The sequence below is a fragment of the Streptomyces sp. NPDC046870 genome (assembly GCF_040704595.1).
Lineage (GTDB): Bacteria > Actinomycetota > Actinomycetes > Streptomycetales > Streptomycetaceae > Streptomyces > Streptomyces argyrophylli.
In genome coordinates this window covers 87,609-107,748 of the sequence record NZ_JBEYXM010000006.1, presented here as the reverse complement: position 1 = coordinate 107,748, position 20,140 = coordinate 87,609, and the positions used below count along the sequence as shown (strand labels likewise).

18 protein-coding genes are annotated in these 20,140 nt (G+C 74.0%); 7 read left to right on the top strand and 11 right to left on the bottom strand.

Going from position 1 to position 20,140, the window contains the following annotated elements:
* The gene (locus AB0946_RS15880; RefSeq protein WP_366761461.1) at positions 1 to 1,152 is read right to left on the bottom strand and encodes an acyl-CoA dehydrogenase family protein; all 1,152 of its coding nucleotides are present in this window, start codon (positions 1,150 to 1,152) and stop codon (positions 1 to 3) included.
* Between the two features lie 91 nt (positions 1,153 to 1,243).
* Here AB0946_RS15880 and AB0946_RS15875 point away from each other — a divergent pair, with 91 nt between their 5' ends.
* Both AB0946_RS15875 and AB0946_RS15870 read left to right on the top strand, forming a co-directional pair.
* A complete protein-coding gene (locus tag AB0946_RS15875) occupies positions 1,244 to 1,879 on the top strand; it encodes a TetR/AcrR family transcriptional regulator (RefSeq protein ID WP_366761189.1) in 636 nt (211 codons plus the stop codon).
* Positions 1,880 to 1,939: 60 nt separating this feature from the next.
* Positions 1,940 to 2,662, top strand: coding sequence for a winged helix-turn-helix domain-containing protein (locus AB0946_RS15870; protein ID WP_366761188.1), 723 nt, complete (start codon positions 1,940 to 1,942; stop codon positions 2,660 to 2,662).
* An 84-nt stretch (positions 2,663 to 2,746) separates the two neighbouring features.
* On the opposite strand, the gene AB0946_RS15865 is transcribed toward AB0946_RS15870, so the two are convergent.
* The 9 genes from AB0946_RS15865 to AB0946_RS15825 all read right to left on the bottom strand — a co-directional run bounded on the left by AB0946_RS15865 (position 2,747) and on the right by AB0946_RS15825 (position 13,529).
* The gene (locus tag AB0946_RS15865; protein ID WP_366761187.1) at positions 2,747 to 3,829 is read right to left on the bottom strand and encodes a Zn-dependent alcohol dehydrogenase; all 1,083 of its coding nucleotides are present in this window, start codon (positions 3,827 to 3,829) and stop codon (positions 2,747 to 2,749) included.
* Positions 3,830 to 3,844: 15 nt separating this feature from the next.
* The gene (locus AB0946_RS15860) at positions 3,845 to 5,233 is read right to left on the bottom strand and encodes an aldehyde dehydrogenase family protein (RefSeq protein WP_366761186.1); all 1,389 of its coding nucleotides are present in this window, start codon (positions 5,231 to 5,233) and stop codon (positions 3,845 to 3,847) included.
* A gap of 156 nt (positions 5,234 to 5,389) precedes the next feature.
* The gene (locus AB0946_RS15855) at positions 5,390 to 6,061 is read right to left on the bottom strand and encodes a class F sortase (protein ID WP_366761185.1); all 672 of its coding nucleotides are present in this window, start codon (positions 6,059 to 6,061) and stop codon (positions 5,390 to 5,392) included.
* Entirely contained in the window at positions 6,048 to 6,746 is a 699-nt protein-coding gene (locus AB0946_RS15850; protein ID WP_366761184.1) for a hypothetical protein, read from the bottom strand. Before AB0946_RS15850 ends, AB0946_RS15855 begins: the two co-directional genes overlap by 14 nt.
* Positions 6,747 to 6,848: 102 nt before the next feature.
* Positions 6,849 to 8,087: an MFS transporter gene (locus tag AB0946_RS15845; protein WP_366761183.1), complete on the bottom strand. Its 1,239-nt coding sequence runs from the start codon at positions 8,085 to 8,087 to the stop codon at positions 6,849 to 6,851.
* Between the two features lie 16 nt (positions 8,088 to 8,103).
* On the bottom strand, positions 8,104 to 9,513 hold the full coding sequence (locus AB0946_RS15840) for a citrate:proton symporter (protein WP_366761182.1): 1,410 nt from the start codon (positions 9,511 to 9,513) through the stop codon (positions 8,104 to 8,106).
* A 124-nt stretch (positions 9,514 to 9,637) separates the two neighbouring features.
* The gene (locus AB0946_RS15835; RefSeq protein WP_366761181.1) at positions 9,638 to 11,869 is read right to left on the bottom strand and encodes a molybdopterin oxidoreductase family protein; all 2,232 of its coding nucleotides are present in this window, start codon (positions 11,867 to 11,869) and stop codon (positions 9,638 to 9,640) included.
* A gap of 373 nt (positions 11,870 to 12,242) precedes the next feature.
* The gene (locus AB0946_RS15830) at positions 12,243 to 12,860 is read right to left on the bottom strand and encodes a TetR/AcrR family transcriptional regulator (RefSeq protein ID WP_366761180.1); all 618 of its coding nucleotides are present in this window, start codon (positions 12,858 to 12,860) and stop codon (positions 12,243 to 12,245) included.
* A 147-nt stretch (positions 12,861 to 13,007) separates the two neighbouring features.
* Positions 13,008 to 13,529: a hypothetical protein gene (locus AB0946_RS15825; protein ID WP_366761179.1), complete on the bottom strand. Its 522-nt coding sequence runs from the start codon at positions 13,527 to 13,529 to the stop codon at positions 13,008 to 13,010.
* A 150-nt stretch (positions 13,530 to 13,679) separates the two neighbouring features.
* On the opposite strand from AB0946_RS15825, the gene hmgA reads away from it, so the two are divergent.
* From hmgA to AB0946_RS15810, 3 genes are all read left to right on the top strand, one after another.
* Complete coding sequence (hmgA, locus tag AB0946_RS15820; protein ID WP_366761178.1) at positions 13,680 to 15,026, top strand: homogentisate 1,2-dioxygenase; 1,347 nt, start codon at positions 13,680 to 13,682, stop codon at positions 15,024 to 15,026.
* 46 nt (positions 15,027 to 15,072) lie between these two features.
* Complete coding sequence (locus tag AB0946_RS15815) at positions 15,073 to 15,819, top strand: GntR family transcriptional regulator (RefSeq protein ID WP_366761177.1); 747 nt, start codon at positions 15,073 to 15,075, stop codon at positions 15,817 to 15,819.
* 108 nt (positions 15,820 to 15,927) lie between these two features.
* Complete coding sequence (locus AB0946_RS15810; RefSeq protein ID WP_366761176.1) at positions 15,928 to 17,082, top strand: type ISP restriction/modification enzyme; 1,155 nt, start codon at positions 15,928 to 15,930, stop codon at positions 17,080 to 17,082.
* 521 nt (positions 17,083 to 17,603) lie between these two features.
* Here the strand turns inward: AB0946_RS15810 and AB0946_RS15805 are convergent.
* On the bottom strand, positions 17,604 to 18,326 hold the full coding sequence (locus AB0946_RS15805) for a TetR/AcrR family transcriptional regulator (protein WP_366761175.1): 723 nt from the start codon (positions 18,324 to 18,326) through the stop codon (positions 17,604 to 17,606).
* 63 nt (positions 18,327 to 18,389) lie between these two features.
* On the opposite strand from AB0946_RS15805, the gene AB0946_RS15800 reads away from it, so the two are divergent.
* Both AB0946_RS15800 and AB0946_RS15795 read left to right on the top strand, forming a co-directional pair.
* Complete coding sequence (locus tag AB0946_RS15800) at positions 18,390 to 19,346, top strand: ATP-binding cassette domain-containing protein (RefSeq protein ID WP_366761174.1); 957 nt, start codon at positions 18,390 to 18,392, stop codon at positions 19,344 to 19,346.
* Complete coding sequence (locus AB0946_RS15795; protein ID WP_366761173.1) at positions 19,343 to 20,122, top strand: ABC transporter permease; 780 nt, start codon at positions 19,343 to 19,345, stop codon at positions 20,120 to 20,122. The genes AB0946_RS15800 and AB0946_RS15795 overlap by 4 nt, the downstream gene beginning before the upstream one ends.
* The last annotated feature ends 18 nt before the right edge of the window (positions 20,123 to 20,140 follow it).

The window sequence follows — 20,140 nt, the reverse complement described above, 5'->3', positions numbered from 1 at the left end:
TCAGAAGGCCGAGACCCCGGTCAGGGAGCGGCCGATGAGCAGCTTCTGGATCTGGCTGGTGCCCTCGTAGAGGGTCATCACGCGGGCGTCGCGCAGGAGTTTGCCGACGGGGTACTCGTCGATGTAGCCGTAGCCGCCGAAGACCTGCAGGGCGTTGTTCGCGGCGCGCACCGCGGCCTCGGAGGCGAACAGCTTGGCCTTGGAGGACTCCACGGCGAACGGCTCGCCGCGGTCGACGAGGTCGGCGACCCGCCAGGTCAGCAGCCGGGCCGCGTCCACGTCGACGGCGATGTCGCTGATCAGTTCCTGCACCAGCTGGTGACGGGCGATCGGCTTGCCGAACTGCTCCCGCTCACCGGCGTACCGCACGGCCGCGTCGAGCGCGGCCTGGGCTATCCCGACACAGCCGGCGGCCACCGACATCCGCCCCTTGGCGAGGGCGGACATGGCGACGGAGAAGCCCTTGCCCTCCGCGCCGAGCATCGCGGAGGCGGGCACCCGCACGTCCTCCAGGACGAGTTCGGCGGTGGCCTGGCCGCGCAGACCGAGCTTGCCGTGGACGGTGCGGCGGGTCAGGCCGGGGGTGTCGGTGGGCACGAGGAAGGCGGACACGCCCTTGTGGCCGGGGGCGTCGGTGGAGCGGGCGAAGAGCAGGACGACGTCGGCCCAGGTGCCGTTGGTGATGAACATCTTGGTGCCGTTCACGACGTAGTCGTCGCCGTCGCGCACCGCCCGGGTGGTGAGGTTGCCCGCGTCGGAGCCGGTGCCTGGCTCGGTGAGGCCGAAGCAGCCGACGTACTCGCCCGCGGCGAGCCCCGGCAGCCAGCGGCTCTTCTGCTCCTCGCTCCCCCAGGCGGCGATCGTCTTGGCGACGAGGCCCAGGGAGACGGAGACGATCCCGCGGACCGAGGAGTCGCCGCGCCCCAGTTCCTCGGTGACCAGGCAGTAGGAGAGGTGGTCGCCGCCGGAGCCGCCGTACTCCTCGGGCACGGTCAGACCGAGGAAGCCGACCTCGCCGAGCTTCTTCACGATGCCCCGGTCGACCTCCTCGGCGCGGTCCCAGGCGATCACGTGCGGGGCGATCTCGCGCTCCACGAACTCCCGGGCGAGCCGCCGTACGGCCGTCTGCTCCTCGCCGAGCCCCAGGTTCACCACGAGATCACCTCTGTCACCGATGGATCTTGAAAGCCGTACATTTAAATTAGCACTGCTAGTTTCTGCTCGCAGCCCTACTATGTGCGCCATGGCCCGACCGCGCAAGCCCCTCCTCAGCACCGACCGGATCGTCGAGACGGCCCGGGGCCTCGTGGACCGGGAGGGTCTGGCGGCCGTCTCCACGCGCCGGCTCGCCGCCGAGCTGGGCGTGAGCGGGCCCTCGCTCTACAACCACTTCCGCACCAAGGACGAGATCCTGGAGGCGGTCGCGGACTCGGTGAGCGCCCTGGTCGACCTGTCGATGTTCGAGGACGGCCGGGACTGGCGGACCGCGCTGCACGACTGGGCCGTCTCCTACCGGGCCGCCCTGCGCGACCACCCGAACATCGTCCCCGTCCTCGCCCGGGGCCCCGGCCGCCGCCCGGCCGCGCTGCGGCTGGCGGACGCGGTCTACGGCGCGATGGTCGACGCGGGCTGGCCGCCCGCGCAGGCGACCTCCATCGGGGCGCTGATGCGGTACTTCATCATGGGGTCGGCGCTCGGCTCCTTCGCCGGCGGCTTCGTGGACGACGCGAGCGCGTACGACCCCGCCGACTACCCCCACCTCGGCCAGGCCCATCTGCTCGCCGAACAGCAGGAGAAGATCGACGAACGGGCCTTCGAGACGGGGCTCGCCGCGCTGCTGGACGGGCTGGCGCAGCAGTACCGGCAGGTGCGGGTGTGAGGACGCGGCGGCAGGGACGTTTCGGCGGCGGCCGAAGCGTCCCTGCCGCATGCTGGGGGCATGAGCACCGAGAATCCCCAGGCGGCCGGGCTGGCGGCGCTGGCCGGGCTGATCGCCGACCGGACCCGGGCCGCGTGCCTGCTGGCACTGCTGGACGGGCGGGCGTGGACGGCCGGTGAGCTGGCCCGGCACGCCGGGGTCGCGGCCTCCACGCTGAGCGAGCACCTCGGCAAGCTGGTGGCCGGCGGACTGCTCGCGGAGGAACGGCAGGGGCGGCACCGGTATGTGCGGCTGGCCGACGCCCGGGTGGCGCAGGTGGTCGAGGACCTCGCCGCGCAGGTGCCCGCGGCGGCGGTACGGCGCCCTGCGCGCAGCCTGCGCGAGGCGAGCGCCGGCGCCGCCCTGGCCCGGGGGCGGACCTGTTACGACCATCTCGCCGGGCGGCTCGGGACCGTGCTCACCGACGCGCTGACCCGGCGGGGGCTGCTGCGGCAGGACACCGGGTTCGCGCTGACGGACGCGGGGGTTAAGTGGTTCGGCACGGCGGGTGTGCCCCTGGACCCCGGTGGCCGGCGGCCCCTGGCCCGCGCGTGCCTCGACTGGACGGAACGGCGACCGCATCTCGCCGGTGCGGCGGGGGCGGCCTTGTGCCGGCGGGCGCTGGAGGCGGGGTGGTGCGTGCGGGTCGGAACGGGCCGGGCGGTCGCGGTGACTCCGTCCGGGGAGCGGGTGTTCTCCGACCTGCTCGGCATCTCCGGGCGGCCTTGGCTGGAGACCGGGTGAGGGGCCGGGGTTCCGGCACCGGGCCGGGCGCCGGTGCGTCATGGCCGGCCGCGCGGTCCCCCGCGCCCCTCGGGGCGCTCACCCTCAGAAGACGACCACCGCCCGTCCCCCCTTGCCCGCCAGCATGTTCCCGAAGGCCGTCGGGATCTCCTCCAGGGTGATCCGGTCCGTGACCAGCAGGGAGAGGTCCAGGCGGCCCTCGCGCACGTGCTCGGCGAGGAGCGGCACGTCACGGGACGGGTCGCTGTTGCCGTAGACGCAGCCGGACAGGGTGCGGCCCCAGTGGAAGAGCTCCAGGGCGTTGAAGGTGACCTGCTGGTCCTTGCCGCCGATGCCGACGACCGTCGTACGGCCGCCCCGGCGCGTGGACTCCCAGGCCGCGCGGATGGAGACCGCGCGGCCCACGCACTCCACGGCGACGTCGACGCCCTGCTTGCCGGTCAGGCCGCGGATCTCGCGGGCAGTGCCGTCGGAGGCGAGGACGAAGTCCGTGGCGCCGGCGGCACGGGCCAGTTCCTCCTTGCCGGGGGAGACGTCGACGGCGATGATCCGGGACGCCCCCGCGATGCGGGCCGACTGCAGCGTGGCGAGACCGACTCCGCCGGCACCGAACACGGCCACCGTCTCGCCGGGCCGGACCCGCGCCGAGTGGTGCACCGCGCCGTAGCCGGTGAGGACGGCGCAGCCCAGCAGGGCGGCGTCCACCAGCGGCACCCCGTCCGGCAGCGGCAGCACACAGGACGCGGCGACCACCGTCTCCTCGGCGAACGCGGCCACGTTCAGCCCGGGGTGCAGGTCGGTGCCGTCGGTCGTGCGGGCGTGGACGTCGGCCGCGCCGTTCAGCGCGTTGGCGCACAGCCAGACCTCGCCCAGCGCGCAGGCGTGGCAACCGCCGCAGGACGGCGCCCAGTTGAGGACGACGGGAGACCCGGGCGAGACATGGGTGACGCCCTCCCCGACGGCGACGACCGTGCCCGCGCCCTCGTGGCCGAGGACGGCCGGGACCGGCACCCGCATGGTGCCGTCGGACAGGGAGAGGTCGGAGTGGCAGACGCCGGCGGCGGCGAGGCGGACCCGGACCTGTCCGGGGCCCGGGTCGGGCAGCTCGATCCCCTTGATCTCCAGCGGGGCGCCGATGGCGGGCAGGACGGCGGCTCGTACGGCCATGGGTGACGCGACTCCTCAGAACTGGAGGGACTTGGTCTGGAGGTACTCGGCGAGCCCGTGCGCGCCGAGTTCCCGGCCGACGCCGGACTGCTTGTAACCGCCGAAGGGCGCCAGCGGGTTGAACCGGCCGCCGTTGATGTCGACCTGGCCGGTGTCCATGCGGCGCGCGAAGGCCACCGCCTCGGCCTCCTCGGCGGCCCAGACGGCGCCCGCGAGGCCGTACACCGTGCCGTTGGCGATGCGCAGGGCGTCGTCCTCGTCGTCGTACCGCAGGATCGACAGGACCGGGCCGAAGATCTCCTCCTGGGCGATGGTCATGTCGGGGGTGACGTCGGCGAAGACCGTCGGGCTGACGAACCAGCCGCGCTCGCGCGGGGATTCGGGGCCGCCCGCGACGAGGCGGGCGCCCTCGGCGACGCCCTTCTCGATGTAACCGCGCACCCGCTCCTGCTGCCTGGCGCTGACCAGCGGTCCGATGCGGTCGCCGTACTTGGCGGCGGCGGTGGCGGCGAGTTCGACGGCCTCGGCGTAGCGGTCGCGGTGGACGAGCATGCGGGTCCAGGCGCTGCACGTCTGCCCGGAGTTGGACATCACGTTGGCGACACCGACGTTCACCGCCCTGGCGAGGTCGGCGCTCGGCAGGATGACGTTGGCGGACTTGCCGCCGAGTTCCAGGGCGACCTTCTTCACGGCCGCGCCGGCCACCGCGCCGATCCGCCGGCCGACCGCCGTGGAGCCGGTGAAGGAGACCAGGTCCACGCCCGGGTGCTCGACGAGGGCCTGTCCGGCGACCGGGCCGAGACCGGTGACCAGGTTGAACACACCGGCCGGCACGCCGGCCTCGTGCACCGCCTCGGCGAACAGCTGGGCGGTGAGCGGGGTGTCCTCGGCCGGCTTGACGACGATCGCGCAGCCGGCGGCGAGGGCCGGGGCGACCTTGGCGACGATCTGGTGCAGGGGGTAGTTCCAGGGGGTGATGGCGCCGACCACGCCGATCGGCTCGTGCAGCACCGTGGAGTTGCCGACCTTCTCCTCGAAGGAGTGGGCGGCGGCCAGCTCGGCGTAGGAGCCCGCGACCGCGATCGGCACGGCCGCGTGCACGGCCTGGGAGAACGCCGGCGGCGAGCCGAGTTCCGCGGTGACCGTCTCGGCGATCTCGTCCTTGCGGGCCACCAGGGCGTCCCGGAGGGCGGCCAGGCGCGCGGCGCGTCCGGCCGGGGGCGTGGCGGCCCAGCCGGGCAGCGCGGCCCGCGCGGCGCGTACGGCGGTGTCGACGTCCAGGGCCGACGCGGCCGGGACCCGGGCGATGACCTGCTCGTCGGCCGGGTTGACGACCTCGATCTCGTCCGTGCTCTCGGCGGGGCGCCAGGCGCCGTCGATGTACAGGCCGTCGTGTGCCTTCATTGCTGTGTCCTCCCGCGGGTCCGCGTCGTCCGGCACACAAACTAGCGATGATAGTTTTCTTGCGCCAGACATTCCCGGCCGGCGGACGTCCGGGGACAGCGTCACGGAGGGGGCCGGCCGGTGCGGGAACGGCGCCCGCACCGGCCGGTGAACCGGTCACCTGGTCGCCGTCAGATGGGCGAAGACCACCACGTTGCTGGTGTAGCCGGTCCGCCGGCTGAACAGGCCGCCGCAGGTGAGGACCCGCAGTTCAGGGCGCCCGGTCGGGCCGTAGACCTCCTCGTCGGGGAAGCCGGCCTTGTCGTAGACCTTCACCCGGTCGACGGAGTAGACGGCGACGCGGCCGTCCGCCCGCCGGACCTCCACGGTCTTGCCGGGCCTGACCTGGGCGAGGCCGGCGAAGACGGCGGCCCCGGTGCGCGTGTCGCGGTGGCCGACGGCGACGGCGGTGCCGGCCTCGCCGGGCGTGGGGCCGCCCTGGTACCAGCCGACCAGCTGCGGTCTGTCGACGGGAGGAGTCTCCAGCTCCCGGTTCCGTTCGAGGCGCAGCGGGGTGACCGGGGCGTCGATGCCCAGGGAGGGGACGCGGAAGGAGGTCGGCCGGGACCGGGGCAGGGGGCGGGGCGGCGGCGCCGGAGGGGCGGCCGGATCGGCGCGGGCGGAGTCCGTGCCGGCCGCGACGGCGTGCGGACCCGGCCCTGCCGCTCCGCCGCCCGGTCCGCAGCGCGACCCCACCGTCACCAGGACGGACACCAGCAGGGCCGTCCTGGCGAGGCGGTAGGCGCGGGTGCGGTACCAGGGCCTGCGCCGGTACCTACGCGGCGCCATGGGGCCGCCGGCGGACCAGCCGGACGTACACGACACCACAGACGGCGATCAGACCCACGGCGCCCGCGGCGGCCACCGGGGAGTAGGCGGCAGCCGTGTCGATGAGACCGCCCCCGCCCGCGTGCACCCCGCCCCTGGGGCCGTTCTCGTCGCCCCTGCCCCAGGACGCGTCGTTGTCGTGCTGGCCGCCGGAGTCGTGCCGGCCGTCGGAGATCTGCCCGCCCGGCCCGTGCTCCCCCTCGTTGCGCCCGTCCTTGCAGTTGACGCGGAACACCTTCTCCTTCAGGGCGGCGGGGGTGCCCACGATCCAGCTGATCTTGTACTGGCCGTCCGCGAGGCCGAGCGGGTCGGTGTGCCCGGCGCCCCCGGCGAGCTGGATGGTGCCGGCGACGGTGGCGGCGGTGGGGAGCGGGGGCTGCGGGGTGATGGTGTAGGCGATGCTGGTGAGCGTGTCGAAGTTGACGGCCTCCAGATAGAACCGGCAGACCACGGGATCGTCCTTGGCCGACCCCACGAGCGGCGTTCCGTGGAGGTGGCGCTCGTCGTGGATCCTGATGTCGCCGTTCTCCCCCTGGGCCACCGCGCTCGGCGCCGCCACCCATGACGCGCCCGCCGCGGCGAGTGCGGTGAGGACGACTGTGGCGCCCGCGCGGGGGCCGACGGCACGTGGGGTCATGGTGGGCATGCGCGCTCCTCCGAGTTCAGACGATTTTCATACAAATCGCTCGTTCGCCTGGACTCTCCTTCATGGGCCGCGCGGCCCAGGGCACTGACGCCCGACGCGCCGTCAGAGATCGCTCGTGCGGCGCAATCCCGGGCGCTCCGGCCGCTTCCCGGTCACCCGGCCGGGCGACCCCTCGGGCGGGCCCGGCGAGCGCAGCGCCACGGCCGACGACACCAGCAGCAGCGCCCCCAGCATCACGAACGGCGCAGCCACGCCCGCCACACCGGCGACCAGACCGGCGGCGGCCGGGGCGGCGACCTGGCCCAGCCGGTTGCCGGTCAGCCGCAGCGCGAGCGCGGTGGAGCGGGCCTCGGCCGGCGCGGCCTGCACCACCGTCGTCATCGACAGCGGCTGGCCCACACCGAGGCAGAAGCCGAGCGCCGTCAGCATCGCGCCGAGCGCCCACACCGGCACCGGCAGCGCCGCCCCCGCGCACAGCAGGGCCGCCAGCAGGCAGGTCACGGTGAGCAGCGCGGGCCGGCCGAGCAGCCGCAGCAGGGGGGTGAGGACGAGCCGGCAGGCGATGGTGGCACCCGCCCGGAGACTGAGCAGGACGCCGATCACCGAGGGCGCGATCCCCCGGTGTTCGCCGACCACCGGCAGGTAGGCGGTGAGGATGTCGGTCGCGGACAGCACCGACAGGCTGATCAGCATGCCCGCGGGCACGCCCCGGGCGCGCAGGATGCCGCCGACCGGCACCCGCCCGCCGCCGCGCGCGGGGGAGCCCCCGGCCGTACGGTCCTCGATGCGCCACAGCGAGGTGAACGCGACCGCCGCGCCCGCGCCCGCCACGACGAGGGCGAGGCTGCTGCTGCGGGCCAGGTCGGGGCCGCCGACGAGGGCGCCCGCGGCGACGGGTCCGACGAGCTGGCCGAGGGAGGCGCCGATGGTGAAGTGGCCGAAGTTGCGGTCCTGTTCGTGCGGCGCGGACTGCCGGGCCACCAGCGACTGGGCGCCGATCACGAAGCACAGGTGGCCGAGCCCCATCACCCCGCTCCACAGGGCCATCGCCCACAGCGAGCCGGCGAGCCCGCTGAGCGCGCAGCCGGCCGCGATGAGGACGACACCGGCCGGCAGCAGGGGCGCGCAGCGGCCGTGGTCGGTACGGCGGCCGAGCGGTACGGCGGCGAACAGCGGCAGCAGCGCGTAGACACCGGCGATGACGCCGACCGCCCGTTCGTCCGCGCCGAGCGCGAGGGCCCGGTAGGAGACGGCGGGCCGGGCCATCGACACCGCCCCCTGCGCGCAGCCGAAGGCGATGACGAGGCGGAGCAGCCAGCCGCGGTTCCCACCGGGCCCCATGATGTCCTCCAGGGGGTCAGACGATGCCGAACAGGACGCCCGCGCCGAGGACGACGAGCGAGGTGAGCGCGGCCCACTTGACCACGAACCGGGTGTGGTCGCCGAACTCCACCTTGGCCATGCCGACCAGGACGTACACGGCCGGGACGAGCGGGCTGGACATGTGCAGCGGCTGGCCGACGATCGAGGCGCGGGCGATCTCCACCGCGGAGACGCCGTGCGCCTGGCCCGCCTCGGCGAGCACCGGCAGGATGCCGAAGTAGAAGCCGTCGTTGGACATGAAGTACGTCAGCGGGATGCTCAGCACGCCGGTGACGAGGGCCATGTGCGGGCCCATGCCGTCGGGGACGTTGTCGACCAGCCACCTCGCCATGTGGTCGACCATGCCGGTGCCCTGGAGGACGCCGGTGAAGACGGCGGCGGCGAAGACCATGCCCGAGACGTTGAGGACGTTCTCGGCGTGGGCGGCGATCCGGGCCTTCTGGTCCGGCATGTGCGGGAAGTTGACGGTCAGGGCGAGGGCGGCGCCGAGCAGGAACAGCACCGGGATCGGCAGCCACTCCATGATCATGGCGGTGAGCAGGGCGACCGTGAGCAGCGCGTTGAACCAGTAGAGCCTGGGGCGCAGGGTGGGGCGGTGCGGGTCCAGGCCCTGGAAAGCCTCGTCCTCGGGCTCGTCGGGCAGGTCCACGCCCGGGCCGGAACCGCCGGCCCTCTCGACTCCCCCGCCGGCCCTCTTCACGTCCTTGCCGGCAGCGGAGCCGACCAGCACCGTCTCGGTCTCCTCCACCAGCACCTCGTCCAGCGTCAGCACACCGAGCCGCCTGCGCTCGCGGCGGCCGAGGACGTAGGCGAGGGCGAAGACGAACAGCAGCCCCATGGCGAGGGCCGGGATCATCGGCACGAAGATGTCACCGGCGTCGAGCTTCAGCGCGGTGGCGGCACGGGCGGTGGGGCCGCCCCACGGCAGCGTGTTCATCACGCCGTTGGCCATCGCGGCGACGCCGGTCATCACGACCAGGGACATCTTCAGGCGCTTGTACAGCGGGTACATCGCCGAGACGGTGATCATGAAGGTGGTCGAGCCGTCGCCGTCCAGGGAGACGATCGCGGCGAGGACCGCCGTGCCGACCACGATCCGCAGCGGGTCGGCCTTGCAGAACCTGAGGATGCCCCGCACGACCGGGTCGAAGAGGCCGACGTCGATCATCACTCCGAAGTAGACGATCGCGAACATGAGCATCGCCGCGGTGGGGGCGAGGCCGGTGACGCCGTCGATGACGTAGTCGCCGAGCCCCGCGCCCTTGCCCACGCACACGCAGAACAGCGCGGGTACGAGAACGAGCGCCGCGATCGGCGACATCTTCTTCAGCATGATCAGGACCAGGAAGGTCGCGATCATGGCGAAGCCGAGGATGGTCAACATGAATGGATACCTAACGTTCGCCCTTGAACATCCCACCTGGGGGCCGGCGGTGCGATGACGTTAGGTCCGCGCGAACGGCGTTAACAAGATGTTGACGTGCGAGCAATAAGCGCGAAAGTCCAGGTCACGGCAGTGCGACGAGCTCGACGGGTACGCCGTTGAGCACCGCGTTGCCCGACAGCGGGTCGAGCAGGCTGCCGTCGAGCAGCTGGTTGACGTTGACGCCGGGGTCGGTGGAGGCGTGGCGCAGCCGGGTGCCGGGCCGGTCGTGGCCCCAGCCGTGCGGCAGGCTCACCACACCGGGCCGGACGCCGTCGGTGACCTCGGCGGGGGCCACCACCTCTCCCCCGGCGCCCTTGACGCGGACGTCCGCGCCGTCCCGGACGCCGAGGCGGGCCGCGTCCTCGGGGTGGATGTGCACGGTGCAGCGGTTGCTGCCGCCGGTGAGCGCGGGCACGTTGTGCATCCAGCTGTTGTTGGAACGCAGATGGCGGCGGCCGACGAGGACGAGGCCCGCGGGCCGCTCGCGCAGGGCGGCGCGGAGCCGGGGCAGGTCGCCGGCGATGGGCCCGGGCAGCAGTTCGACCTTGCCGCTGCGGGTCTTCAGCGGCTGCGGCAGGCGCGGGCGCAGCGGGCCGAGGTCGATGCCGTGCGGGTGGGCGAGCAGCTTCTCCAGGGTCAGCCCGTCGGGGCGGGCACCGAAGCCGTCGCCGTACGGGCCGAGGCGCAGCATCAGGTCGAGCCGCCGCTCGGGGCCGTTGTCACCGGTCAGCAGGGCGGCGAGCTCGTGCGGATCGCGTCCGTGCACCGGCCCGTGCGCGTCCTGGACGGCCTTGCCGAGGGTCTGGTCGATCACCATCGCGTCGACGGCGGCGGGGTCGGCGCCGTGCATCCCGGTGGCCGCAAGGACCAGCCGGGCGAGGATCTCGGTCTCCGCCATGCGGCCGGGCTCCAGCGGGACGGCGGGGCGGGTGTAGCGGACCTGGTTGCGCACGGCCAGGGTGTTGAAGGCGAAGTCGTGGTGCGGGCTCTGGGAGGGCGGGGGCGGGGGCAGCACGACGTGCGCGTGCCGTGAGGTCTCGTTGAGGTACGGGTCGACGCTGACCATGAAGTCCAGCGAGTCGAGGGCCTTGTCGAGCCGGTCGCCGTCGGGCGCGGAGAGCACGGGGTTGGCGGCGACGGCGATCAGCGCGCGCACGGGCGTCCCCTCGCCGGTCGCGGTGTCGATCTCCTCGGCGAGCGCGGCGAGCGGCAACTCCCCCTTCGCCTCCGGGTGTCCGCTCACCCGGGAGTGCCAGCGGCCGAGCGCGAAGCCGCGGCCGGGGCCGGCCGGGCGGGGCGTCCTGTCGGTGGCGGCCTGCGGGAAGAGCGCGCCGCCGGGCCGGTCCAGGTTGCCGGTGAGGATGTTGAGGACGTCGACCAGCCAGCTGGCCAGGGTGCCGTGCGGGACGGTGCAGCTGCCGATGCGTGCGTAGACGGCGGCGGCCGGGGCGGCGGCCAGTTCGCGGGCGAGGGTGCGGATGACGCCGGCGTCCAGGTCGCAGGCGGGGGCTACGGCCTCGGGGGTGAAGTCGCCCAGCGCGTCGCGGAGTTCGCCCAGCCCCTGGACGTGCGGGGCCAGGTGCCGCAGGTCGACGAGGTCCTCCGTGAAGAGGGTGTGGGCCATCGCGGCGAGCAGCAGCGCGTCGGTACCGGGCCGTATCGCCAGGTGACGGTCGGCGAGCTTCGCGGTGCGGGTGCGGCGCGGGTCCACGACGGTGAGCCGTCCGCCGCGCGCCTTGAGGGCCTTGAGCCGGCCGGGGAAGTCGGGGGCGGTGCACAGACTGCCGTTGGACTCCAGGGGGTTGGCGCCGATGAGCAGCAGGTGGCCGGTGTGGTCGAGGTCCGGCACCGGGATGGCGTTGGCATCGCCGAACAGCAGCCCGCTGGAGACGTGCTTGGGCATCTGGTCGACCGTGGAGGCGGTGAACAGGCTGCGGGTGCGCAGGGCGCCGAGCAGGACCTGCGGGTAGAGGGCGCCGGCCATGGTGTGCACGTTGGGGTTGCCGAGGACCACGCCCACGGCGTCGGGGCCGTACCGCTCCACCACCGGGTGCAGGCCCGCGGCGACCGCGTCGAAGGCCTCCTCCCAGGTGGCCTCGCGCAGACTGCCGTTCTCGCGGACGAGCGGGGTGCGCAGCCGGTCGGGATCGCCGTCGACGGCACCGAAGGCGGCGCCCTTGGGGCAGATGAACCCCTTGCTGAACACGTCGTCCCGGTCACCGCGGGCACCGGTGACGCGGGTGCCCTCGACGGTGAGGGTCAGCCCGCAGGTGGCCTCGCACAGGGGGCAGATTCGCAGGGCGGTGCGGGACACATGTCCTCCCGGAGGGGTCGGCGACGGGGTCGCCCGCACACGAGCGGACGGACCGGCTGGGCCGAGCATACCGACCGGTATGCACGGAGGGGAGGCCCTGTGCGTTCCCGCCCGCCCGGGCGGCCGCTTCGGCAGCCCGGCACCGGCCGCCGGGTGCCGCATCAGCCGGCCCGCCGTGGACCCACGCCGGCCCTGGCAGCGGCACTGCGGCCGGCCCACGCCGACCGCCGGAAGACGCCCGGCCCCGGCCCACCCCGGCCGCCGATGCCGGCGGTTGCCGCCGCCGCTGAGCGCGGCACGTCCGGCCCACCGGCCTCGGGGGCCTCCACGCGGCCCGCGCGGGCCGGCGGACGGCACCGCGGCCGGCCCCGTCTCAGTCCAGCACGCGTCCCAGGTACGACCGGAGCAGTTCCCGGGTCTCCGTGATGATCGCCTCGTCCCCTTGTGGATCGACCCGGAAGGCCAGCTGGACCAGGGTGTCGGCGCTCTCCACGGCGACCAGGAACACCCGCCGCAGGTCCGTGTCCGGGGTGCGGCCGAGATAACCCGCGAGCAGGTCGGTGAGCCGGTCGGCGACCCGGGTGTTGGGCTCGGTGTGGCGGGAGCCGACCGGGATCTGGTTGCCGAAGTCCACCAGGGAGAAACCGGGCGCCGTGCGCTTCATGCCCAGGTACTCGTCCAGGACGGCGTCCATGGCGGCCCGCCAGTCCCCCTTGCCCGCCTTCTTCAGCCGCTCGGTGACCCGCTCGACGTACCGCTCCAGGTTGCGCTGGGCGAGGGCGTCGGCCATCTGCCGCTTGTTGCCGAAGAAGCGGTAGACCGAGCCGATGGGCACGCCGGCGCGCTGGGCGACCGCGCGTGTGCTCAGGGCGTCGTAGCCGACCTCGTCGAGGAGTTCGGCGCAGGCGTCCAGGATCCTGGTCAGCCGTTCGGCGCTGCGCCGCTGGACGGGCGCGCGGCGGAGCGATGTCGCGTGGGGCACGGGCTTCATGATGCCTTTCCGCCGGGGTCCGGTGAACCTCCCCCCACAGTACGGAGACAGGTGGCCCCTGCACTCATTCGCCGGCGAGGGCGGGGGCCGGTGCCGCTCCCGCGCCGACGGGAGCGAGGTGCCGGTGAGGGCGGCGCCGGCGGGCGCTCACCCCGTGCCCGTCTCCGCGCCGGACACCGTGATGTCGGCCGTGCTCTGGACCGGCTTGCCGCGGACGGCCCACACCGTGCCGTCGTCGGCGTACAGGCGGACGGTGATCTGGTGGGTGCCGTGCGGGACGCGGCCGGCTGCCAGGTGGTACGTGGGTGTGCGCAGCCGTGCCACCCGGTGGCCGTCGACGAACAGGTGGGCGAGCCCGCGGCCGATGGCCGCCGCCGGCCGGGTGCCGGGCGGGGAGAGCCGGAAGTGACGGAGGGTCAGCCGCACGTCCCAGCCGCCCGCCGAGTCCGGGATGATCTCGAAGGCGACCTCGGGGGCGTTGCGCTGGGCCACCTCGCGCAGGTTCCGGCCGGTCTCGTCGGTGTCGTCCAGCACCTTCCCCACGGGCGACGGCGAGACGGTCGACCCGCCGCGCGCCTCACCGCTGGTGCAGGCCGCCGCTCCGAGCGGCAGCAGGACGCCCACCGCGAGCGCGGCGAGGGCTCCACGCGTCCACTTCGTCCACGACATGACCGGGAGCGTAGAACAGCACAGCGGCGCTCCGGATCCCCCTGAAGTCTGGTTCCCGCCCTACCCCGCGAGGAGGACGGCGACCCTCTTGCGCGGACCCTGACTCATTCCTACGGTGATGCATAGGAATCGGGAGCACAAGGAGCGATCATGAGCGATGGGGGCACCTCCCGCGCGAGCGTGTTCGAGCGTGAGGGAGGACGGAAGACCGCCGAGGGGCTGTCGTATCTGACCGGGTTCGGCAACGAACACGCCTCGGAGGCGGTGCCGGGCGCCCTGCCCGAGGGCCGCAACTCGCCGCAGCGCGCGCCGCTGGGCCTGTACGCCGAGCAGCTGAGCGGTACGGCGTTCACCGAGCCGCGGGCGCACAACCGCCGCTCCTGGCTCTACCGCATCCGCCCCTCGGCCGCGCATCCTGCGTTCACCCGCACCGGCAACGGCGCGATCCGCACGGCGCCCTTCACCGAGACGGTGCCCGACCCCAACCGGCTGCGCTGGAACCCGCTGCCGGAGCCCCCCGCCGGCACCGACTTCCTGGCCGGGCTCTGGACGCTGGGCGGCAACGGCGACGCGACCCAGCGCACCGGCATGGCCGTGCACCTGTACCACGCCAACGCCTCGATGGAACGGGTCTTCTCGGACGCCGACGGCGAGCTGCTGATCGTGCCCGAGCGCGGCGGGCTGCTGCTCCACACCGAGTTCGGCCGCCTCCATGTGGAGCCGGGCCATGTGGCGCTGATCCCCCGTGGAGTGCGCTTCCGTGTGGAGCTCCTCGATGAGTCGGCCCGGGGCTATGTGTGCGAGAACTATGGGGCACCCTTCCGGCTGCCCGACCTCGGCCCGATCGGTGCCAACGGGCTCGCCCATCCCCGCGACTTCCGGGCGCCGGTGGCGGCGTACGAGGACGTCGAAGGGCCGGTGGAGGTGGTGAACAAGTTCTGCGGCAACCTCTGGACGGCGACCTACGACCACAGTCCCCTGGACGTGGTCGCCTGGCACGGCAACCACGTGCCGTACGTCTACGACCTGCGCCGCTTCAATGTGATCGGCACCATCTCCTACGACCACCCGGACCCGTCCGTCTTCACGGTGCTGACCTCCCCGTCGGACACCCCGGGCCTGGCCGGCGTCGACTTCGTGGTCTTCGCGCCGCGCTGGCTGGTGGGCGAGGACACCTTCCGGCCGCCGTACTTCCACCGGAACGTGATGAGCGAGTACATGGGCCTGATCGAGGGCGCCTACGACGCCAAGGCGGAGGGCTTCGTACCCGGCGGCGGCTCGCTGCACAACATGATGTCGGCGCACGGGCCGGACCGGGACACGTTCGACCGGGCGAGCGCGGCCGAACTGAAGCCGCAGAAGCTCGACGACGGACTGGCGTTCATGTTCGAGACCCGCTGGCCGGTGACCCTCACCCCGCAGGCGGCGGGCGCCGACCACCTCCAGCAGCGCTACGACGACGTGTGGCGGGGACTGGAGCGGCACTTCCGGGGGTGACCCCCGCCGTTGCGCCGAACGTTCTCCGCCAGGTACGGATAGCCGCGTGACCTCCTTCGCCCCGGATTCGATCGTCCTGAACCGCAAGCTGCCGCTGTGGTACCAGGTGTCGCAGTCGCTGCGCGCCTCGATACTGGGCCGCTCCCCCGAGGACCCGCTGCGCCTGCCCACAGAGGAGCGGCTGGCGGAGCACTACGGGGTGAGCGTGCTGACCATGCGGCAGGCGCTGAAGGAGCTGGAGGACGAGGGTCTGATCAGCCGGCACCGGCGGCGCGGCACGTTCATCGAGCCCGCGGCGCGGCGCGGGGCCCCGGTCCGGCTGCTGGGCTCGGTGGACGCGATCGTGGCCCAGCAGTCCGGGATGACGACGGAACTGCTCGGCCACGGCCGCGTGCCGGTGCCCGCCGGGCTCGCCGAGTACTTCCCGGATCTCGCGGAGGTGGCCGCGTACCACCGGCTGCGCAGCGACGAGAAGACCGGTGAGCCCACCAACCACGCCGTCAACCACGTCCGCCCCGAACTGGCCGAGGGCATCGACCCGGAGGACCTGGCCCGCTGGCCGATGACCAAGGTGCTGCGGGACGTGGTGAAAGCGGACATCAGCCGGATCACCGACACCGTGGAGGCCCGGCTCGCCGACCCCGAGACGGCCCGGCTGCTCGAAGTCCCGCTGCTCAGCCCGATCCTGCACTACACCGGGGTGACCTACGACAGCGAGGGCCGGGTGCTGGACGTGGCGGTCATCCACTACCGGGGCGACCGCTTCTCGTTCACCGTCACGCTCGACGCGTGAGCGCTCCGCCGGCCCGGCCTGGTCGGGCCGTCCGTCACCCGCGGGGCCCTTCACGGTGGGTCCCGCGGTTCCTCGCACCCCTCCGGGGGCGCCACCCGCTGTCGTAGCATGCCGTGCGTGACGCACGACGACGCTCCGCTGCTGGCGGACCTCATGCCGTGGTCCGTCGCACCGCTGCGGCCGGGCCGCTCCTGGCCGACGGCACCGGACCCGGCCTCGCTCAGGGCCCGCTGGGACGCGTTGCTGAAGGCGGCAGGCCCGGACCGGGAGGCCCTGTTCGAGCCCACCCGCGCCCGTACGCTCCAGTCGGCGGTGGGCCAGCTGCCCGGTTCCCCCGCCGGCACCGAGCGGCTCGCGCGCGCCGTGGGACCCTGCCCGGAACCGGTGCGGGTGCTGGCCGCTCCCTTCGACGAGCAGTGGCTGATCCCGGACCACCGGCTGATCGACACGGCCCGCCCGGAGCTGTGGCGGGTGGCGGACGCGCACCAGGTGTTCACGGTCGAGACCGGCGACGCCGGCGCCCCGCTGCTGGCGACCGGGCTCCTGCCCACCCTGCGCCCGGGCCGCGTCCGCCCGCTCTACCGCCGTCCCGGCGGCACGGAACCGAACCTCGCCCCCGGCCTGCTGGACCACCTGGCCGCCCGGCTGGGCACGCGGCCCTCGGCACCGGACGTGCTCGCCTGGATCCTGGCGACGGCCCGCCCGGACCTCAGGGTCCCCCTCACCGAGGACCCCGGCATGTGGGCGGCCGGTGTGGAGGTGGGCCGCCGGACGCTGTGGCTCATGGTCCGCGACGGCGAGCGCCCCCGGCTGCCCGGCGGACGGCGCCCGTATGTCCGCGCGCCCCTGCCGGGCCGTCCGCTCACCCTGCACTACGACCGCGACGAGGAGACCCTGCACCTGGACGAGGGCCGGATCTCGCCCGTCCCGCCCGAGGCCTGGGACCACGAGGTGGCCGGGGTGCGGGTCCTGGAGAGCTGGTTCGCGGCGCGCACCGCGCTCGGGGAGCCGGGCACGCTCGCCGCGATCCGCCCCGCGGTCTGGCCGCAGACGTGGACGTCGGAACTGCTGGAGCTGATCACGGTCCTCGCCCTGCTGGCGGAAGTGCGCCCGACGCGGGACGAGATGAAGGTGACGTCACCGGTCACGGCGGCCGAGCTGCGCGAGGCGGGCGTCCTGCCGGTACCGGACTCCTCCCGCCGCCCCGCCTCGGTCCTGGACCACCACGAGGAGGGCCCGGACGGGCAGTTCGCGCTGCTCTAGGCCGCCGGCGCAGGGCGGCCTCCAGCCGGGCGATGTCCTCGGCGTCCTTGGCGCGGCGGGGCCGGGAGGGGTCCCAGACCGGCATCATGCGCTTGATCTCGATCTGGACGCGCGGATCGACGATCGGCGCCTCCAGCGCGCCGATGCGGCCCGGCTCCGCGCCGAGCAGCCCGTCCGGCCAGGGCGTGCCGGCCCAGGGTCCGCCGGCGACGGTCACCCGGCCCGCCGCGTCCGTGCGGACGCGGGTGAAGCTGCTGTCCAGGCCGTCCTTGACGAAGTCCGGCCGGAGGTCGGCGGACGGCCCGGGTACCGGGGTGCGGCCGAGCCGGGCCAGGGCGCCCGTGAGCGGCGCCGCGTCCTTCGCCCAGGCGAACCAGTCGATGTCCCCGTGGTCCCGGGTGACCTCTCCAGGCAGAAGTCCATGGTCCAGCCGCCGCGCGGCCACAGCGGGACGCCGACGGCCCGGGCGGCCTTCCGAACCGCTGCGACATGGTCCAGTCGGCGCCGGGCGCGCTCGTGGTTCACCGGCTCCGCCGTTCGTGGTCGAAGGAGTCGAGGACCCGCTCCACCGTCCGCTCGAACACCGCCTCCAGGTCGACCGGGCCCGGGTCCTCGCTGAACGCCGCGGCCATGCGCGGGTAGGCGCCGGAGGCGATCCGGCGGCCCAGGTAGGCGATGCGGACCGCGTTCTCCTCGTCCTGCGACCACGGCAGGGCGCGGGCCCGCTCCGCGGTGTCGAGTTCGTTGCGGACGTACGTCGTCACGACGCCGTTGAGCATCGCGATCAGCTCCAGCTTGGTGCCGTACGCCGCCTCCAGCGGGTCCAGGCAGGCCAGGCAGTGCTCCAGGTAGCGCAGGGCGTGCGGGCTGAAGCCGTGGACGGGGGACATCAGGCGCGGCAGCCACGGGTGCCGGTGCATCAGCTCACGCGTCCGGCGGGCCACCCGGCGCATGTCGTCGCGCCAGTCGCCGCTCGGCTCCCACAGCTCGTGCTCCGCACTCACCGCATCCACCATGAGCTCGTGCAGGTCCTCCTTGCGGGGGACGTAGTTGTACAGCGACATGGTGCCGCAGCCCAGCTCGGCCGCCACGTGCCGCATCGACACCGCGTCGAGCCCCCGCGCGTCGGCGATCCGGACGGCGGCGGCGGCGATGTCGTCGCGCGTGTACGCCGGTTTCGGACCCCGTCCGGCGCGCTCGGGGCGCGCCCAGATCACTTCGGGAACGGCCCCTCGGACTGCCATCGCTCATCACCTCGGCCACCATCCTAGTTACGTACACCGTACGGAGTGCGGTATGGTCCCCGCATGACGACTACGTACGCTGTACTTAGTGAAGGTCTGGAGAAGCGCTTCGGTGCCGTACGGGCCGTGCGCGGGTTCGATCTCGCCGTGGCCGAGGGCACGGTCTGCGGGCTGCTGGGCCCGAACGGGGCGGGGAAGACGACGGCGGTGCGGCTGCTGACCACGCTGCTGCGCCCGGACGGGGGCTCGGCGCGGATCGCCGGGCACGACCTCGTACGGGAGGCCGCGGCCGTGCGGCGCCGGATCGGGGTCACCGGCCAGTACGCCTCGGTCGACGGGGACCTCACCGGCCGGGAGAACCTGCGGCTGTTCGCCCGGCTGCACCGGGTGCGCGGGCCGGCCGCACGCGCCGACGAGCTGCTGGAGCGCTTCGGGCTGACCGAGGCGGCGGACCGGAAGGCGGCGGTGTACTCGGGCGGCATACGGCGCCGGCTGGACCTCGCCGCGAGCCTGCTGCGCCGTCCTGACGTGCTCTTCCTGGACGAGCCGACCACCGGACTGGACCCGGCCAGCCGCGCCCGCATCTGGCAGGCGGTGCGCGAGCTGAAGGCGGACGGCACGACCGTGCTGCTGACCACCCAGTACCTGGAGGAGGCCGACCAACTCGCCGACGACGTCGCCCTGGTCGACCGGGGCCGGGTCGCCCACACCGGCTCGCCCGCCGCGCTCAAGGCGCTCATCGGGTCACAGGTGGAGGCGGTGGTCGCGGACGCCGACGCGCTGACCCGGGCGGCGGCCGTGCTCGACCGGCTGACCGGCAGCGAGCCCGTGTTCGACCGGGAGCGCGGCGCGGTCGGCGCGGTCACCACCGATCCGACGCTCACGCTGCCCCGCCTGGTGCGGGAACTCGACGCGGCCGGTGTGCCGTTGCTGGACGCCGGCATCCGGCCGCCCACCCTCGACGACGTCTTCCTGCGGCTCACCGGTGAGTCCGCCGACACCGGGGAGCGTGCCGCGTGAGCGCGTTGGCGTACGACGGACTGGCGATGGCGGGCCGGCAGCTGCGCCGGGTCCGCAACAACCCCGGCCTGGCGGTCCTGACCCAGCTGATGCCGGTCAACATGCTGCTGTTCTTCGGCTACGTCTTCGGCAGCGCCCTGGCGGTGCCCGGCCGCGAGTACCGCTCCTTCCTGGTGCCCGGGCTGCTCGTCGCGACCGCCGCCGGCGGGCTGATGACCGGCATGTTCCAGGCCGCCCAGGACACCCACCGGGGCGTGATGGACCGGTTCCGCACCATGCCGGTGAGCCGGGCCGCCGTCCCCCTCGGGCAGGCCGTCGCCGACCTCCTCATCACGACGGTCGGGACGGTGCCGCTGCTGCTGACCGGGCTCGCGGTGGGCTGGCGGATCGAGGGATCCGCGGCCGGTGCGGCCGGTGCGGTGGGGCTGCTGCTGCTCTTCCGGTTCGGGTGCACCTGCGCCGGGATCTTCCTGGGCCTGCTGTCCCGCAGCGAGGACGCCGCCGGGCAGCTCGGCGCCTCCTCCTTCGTGCTGCCGCTGCTGTCGAACGCGTACATCCCGACCGGCAACCTGCCGGGCTGGCTGCGAGCCCTGGCCGAGTGGAACCCGATCAGCGCGGTGACCACCGCCCTGCGGGACCTCTTCGGCAACGCGCCCGTCCCGGAAGGCGCCGCCTGGCCGGTGGCCCATCCGGTCGCCGGGTCACTCGCCTGGAGCCTCGCCCTGACCGCGGTGTTCCTGCCGCTCGCCGTGCGCAGGTACGCACGGACCGAGTGAGCCCGCACTGCTGACAGG

Bases quoted from the DNA above. Each gene is read 5' to 3' on its own strand.
- AB0946_RS15860 (WP_366761186.1), bottom strand. From the start codon at position 5,233: ATGAAGGCACACGACGGCCTGTACATCGACGGCGCCTGGCGCCCCGCC.
- AB0946_RS15870 (WP_366761188.1), top strand. From the start codon at position 1,940: ATGAGCACCGAGAATCCCCAGGCGGCCGGGCTGGCGGCGCTGGCCGGG.
- AB0946_RS15805 (WP_366761175.1), bottom strand. From the start codon at position 18,326: ATGGCAGTCCGAGGGGCCGTTCCCGAAGTGATCTGGGCGCGCCCCGAG.
- AB0946_RS15800 (WP_366761174.1), top strand. From the start codon at position 18,390: ATGACGACTACGTACGCTGTACTTAGTGAAGGTCTGGAGAAGCGCTTC.
- AB0946_RS15840 (WP_366761182.1), bottom strand. From the start codon at position 9,513: ATGTTGACCATCCTCGGCTTCGCCATGATCGCGACCTTCCTGGTCCTG.
- AB0946_RS15855 (WP_366761185.1), bottom strand. From the start codon at position 6,061: ATGGCGCCGCGTAGGTACCGGCGCAGGCCCTGGTACCGCACCCGCGCC.
- AB0946_RS15875 (WP_366761189.1), top strand. From the start codon at position 1,244: ATGGCCCGACCGCGCAAGCCCCTCCTCAGCACCGACCGGATCGTCGAG.
- AB0946_RS15850 (WP_366761184.1), bottom strand. From the start codon at position 6,746: ATGCCCACCATGACCCCACGTGCCGTCGGCCCCCGCGCGGGCGCCACA.
- AB0946_RS15865 (WP_366761187.1), bottom strand. From the start codon at position 3,829: ATGGCCGTACGAGCCGCCGTCCTGCCCGCCATCGGCGCCCCGCTGGAG.
- AB0946_RS15825 (WP_366761179.1), bottom strand. From the start codon at position 13,529: ATGTCGTGGACGAAGTGGACGCGTGGAGCCCTCGCCGCGCTCGCGGTG.
- hmgA (WP_366761178.1), top strand. From the start codon at position 13,680: ATGAGCGATGGGGGCACCTCCCGCGCGAGCGTGTTCGAGCGTGAGGGA.
- AB0946_RS15830 (WP_366761180.1), bottom strand. From the start codon at position 12,860: ATGAAGCCCGTGCCCCACGCGACATCGCTCCGCCGCGCGCCCGTCCAG.
- AB0946_RS15845 (WP_366761183.1), bottom strand. From the start codon at position 8,087: ATGGGGCCCGGTGGGAACCGCGGCTGGCTGCTCCGCCTCGTCATCGCC.
- AB0946_RS15810 (WP_366761176.1), top strand. From the start codon at position 15,928: ATGCCGTGCGTGACGCACGACGACGCTCCGCTGCTGGCGGACCTCATG.